At 66.5% G+C, this 1,919-nt stretch carries 3 protein-coding genes; all 3 read right to left on the bottom strand.

Translation table 11 applies throughout. The features are described from left to right. Nucleotides 1-347 (bottom strand): aromatic ring-hydroxylating dioxygenase subunit alpha (locus ACFWF3_RS34150; protein ID WP_379318151.1); only part of this gene is annotated, 347 nt, incomplete at its 3' end. Between the two features lie 92 nt (nt 348-439). Continuing rightward, entirely contained in the window at nt 440-1,027 is a 588-nt protein-coding gene (locus ACFWF3_RS34155) for a carboxymuconolactone decarboxylase family protein (protein ID WP_379318153.1), read from the bottom strand. After that, nucleotides 1,024-1,728: an SDR family NAD(P)-dependent oxidoreductase gene (locus ACFWF3_RS34160; RefSeq protein WP_379318155.1), complete on the bottom strand. Its 705-nt coding sequence runs from the start codon at nt 1,726-1,728 to the stop codon at nt 1,024-1,026. Before ACFWF3_RS34160 ends, ACFWF3_RS34155 begins: the two co-directional genes overlap by 4 nt. Nucleotides 1,729-1,919 lie beyond the last annotated feature (191 nt).

Consider the following 1,919-nt stretch of genomic DNA (forward strand, 5'->3'; position numbering starts at 1 on the left):
TCGTTCTCCTGCTGGACGAAGCTCAGTGACCCGTCGAGGCCGTAGCGCCAACCGTGATACTTGCAGGTGAACTGGCGGCATATTCCCGAGGTCTCTTCTTTGGGAAATTCGTTCCAGACCAGCTTGTTTCCGCGATGGCGGCACACATTGTGAAACGCGTTGACGGCGCCGTCGCGGTCGCGCACCACGATAATCGACGCGCGCGCCACATCGAGTTCCTTGGTGAAGTAGCTCCCGGTCTTCGGCACTTGCTCTACCCGACCCACATTGAGCCAGGCGCGCTTGAAAATGGCCTCGCGCTCGAGTTCGAAGAATTCCGGCGACACCGAATCCTCGAACGACATCATCGACGTTCCGAGCTCGGGATAGTGCTGAGTCCAGGTGCCTTCGGGCGGTCTCGGCCATCGATGGGGCGCGGCCGGTTCGTGGACGACTTTGCTCATGATCGTTCCTCCTGTTCGGGGTCCGGTTGCAGGGCAACGCTGTTGAACACCATCGCCAGGCACAGATAGGAGCCGGCGACGAACAGCAGCTCGATCAGCTGCCGACTGTCGAAATGGAGTTCGAGCTGGGCCCAGACGGCGTCGTCGACGCGATGTCGATCCAGCAGTTGGTCGGTCATCGCCAGCAGTGCGCGCTGCACCGGCGACCACACCGGTGCCTGCGGTCCGTAGCGCACCGCCTCGATCTGCTCCGCGTCGACGCCGAGCGATGTGGCGATCCGAACATGCTGTGCCCATTCGTAATCCGACTCGCTGCGCCAGGCGACCCGCAGGATCACCAGTTCGCGCTCACGCGGGTCCACGGTGGGACGCTCGATCAGCAGACCGTTGTAGGCCAACCACGCACCGGCCAGTTCGGGGTGATGGGCCAGCACGCCGAGGACGCCCGGCATCGCCGGGGCATCGGGTGCTCCGGAGAGGTACCGATCGGCCGATTTCACGTGTCCGCGCAACATCGCGCGCGTCTTCTCGTCCCACTCCCGGACCGGCAGGGGCACCAGTCGAGCAGCGGCGGACAGGTTCATATCACCGACCCGCCGTTCACGCCGAGGACCTGCCCGGTGATGTAGCCGGCTTGGTCCGAGCACAGGAAGACGCACGCGGCGGCGATGTCCTCGCCGGTTCCCAAGTGCCCGACCGGGATCGCCGCGGCCATCACGGCGCTCGCGGGCAGATGGCCCGCCGCCTGCGACTGGCGCGACATGGGCGTATCGATGCCCGAGGGCGGAATCGTATTGACCGTGATACCGGCGGCGGCGTACTCGCGCGCCAAGGCCTTGGTCATCGCAAGGACAGCGCCTTTGGACGCGGTGTAGTGCACCATGCCCGGCGAGCCGCGCTGCGCACTCGACGACGAGATCGTCACGATACGACCCCATCCGGCCGCGACCATGTCCGGCACAACGGCTTGCGCGCAGTGGAACACCCCGTTCAGGTTCACGTCGACAACGCGGTTCCACGCCTGTGGCGTGATGTCGGTGAACGGCGCGAAATCGACGGAACCCGCACTGGTGACGAGGATTTCGATTGCGCCGAACTCGACCCGGACCTTGCCGATCGCCTCCCGGACCGCGTCGCGATCGGTGACATCGACCGCGCAGGCCATCGCCGTCGCGCCGGTCGCGCGCAACTGTTCGGCGACTCGCTGCGCGGCCGCGCCGTCCACATCGAGGACCGCGACCCGATGTCCGGCAGCGGCGAACGCCACGCAGATCGACAGGCCCATACCGGAGGCGCCGCCGGTGACCACCGCAACCCGAGCTGGTGACCGGCCGCCTACCGCCGCCGAGGCCGTTGTGGCTGTGTTGCTCATATCCGTGTTCCTCTGCTCGTCGGCAAGGTGGGCCGTCGCCGGATCCCAGTGCGGGATGGCGCCGTGGTCGGCGCGGGGGAGGCACATCCTCCAGGGATGGGGTG

It is taken from the genome of Nocardia sp. NPDC060220 (assembly GCF_042727815.1).
In the GTDB taxonomy this organism is placed as follows: domain Bacteria; phylum Actinomycetota; class Actinomycetes; order Mycobacteriales; family Mycobacteriaceae; genus Nocardia.

Bases quoted from the DNA above. Each gene is read 5' to 3' on its own strand.
- ACFWF3_RS34155 (WP_379318153.1), bottom strand. From the start codon at position 1,027: ATGAACCTGTCCGCCGCTGCTCGACTGGTGCCCCTGCCGGTCCGGGAG.
- ACFWF3_RS34160 (WP_379318155.1), bottom strand. From the start codon at position 1,728: ATGGGCCTGTCGATCTGCGTGGCGTTCGCCGCTGCCGGACATCGGGTC.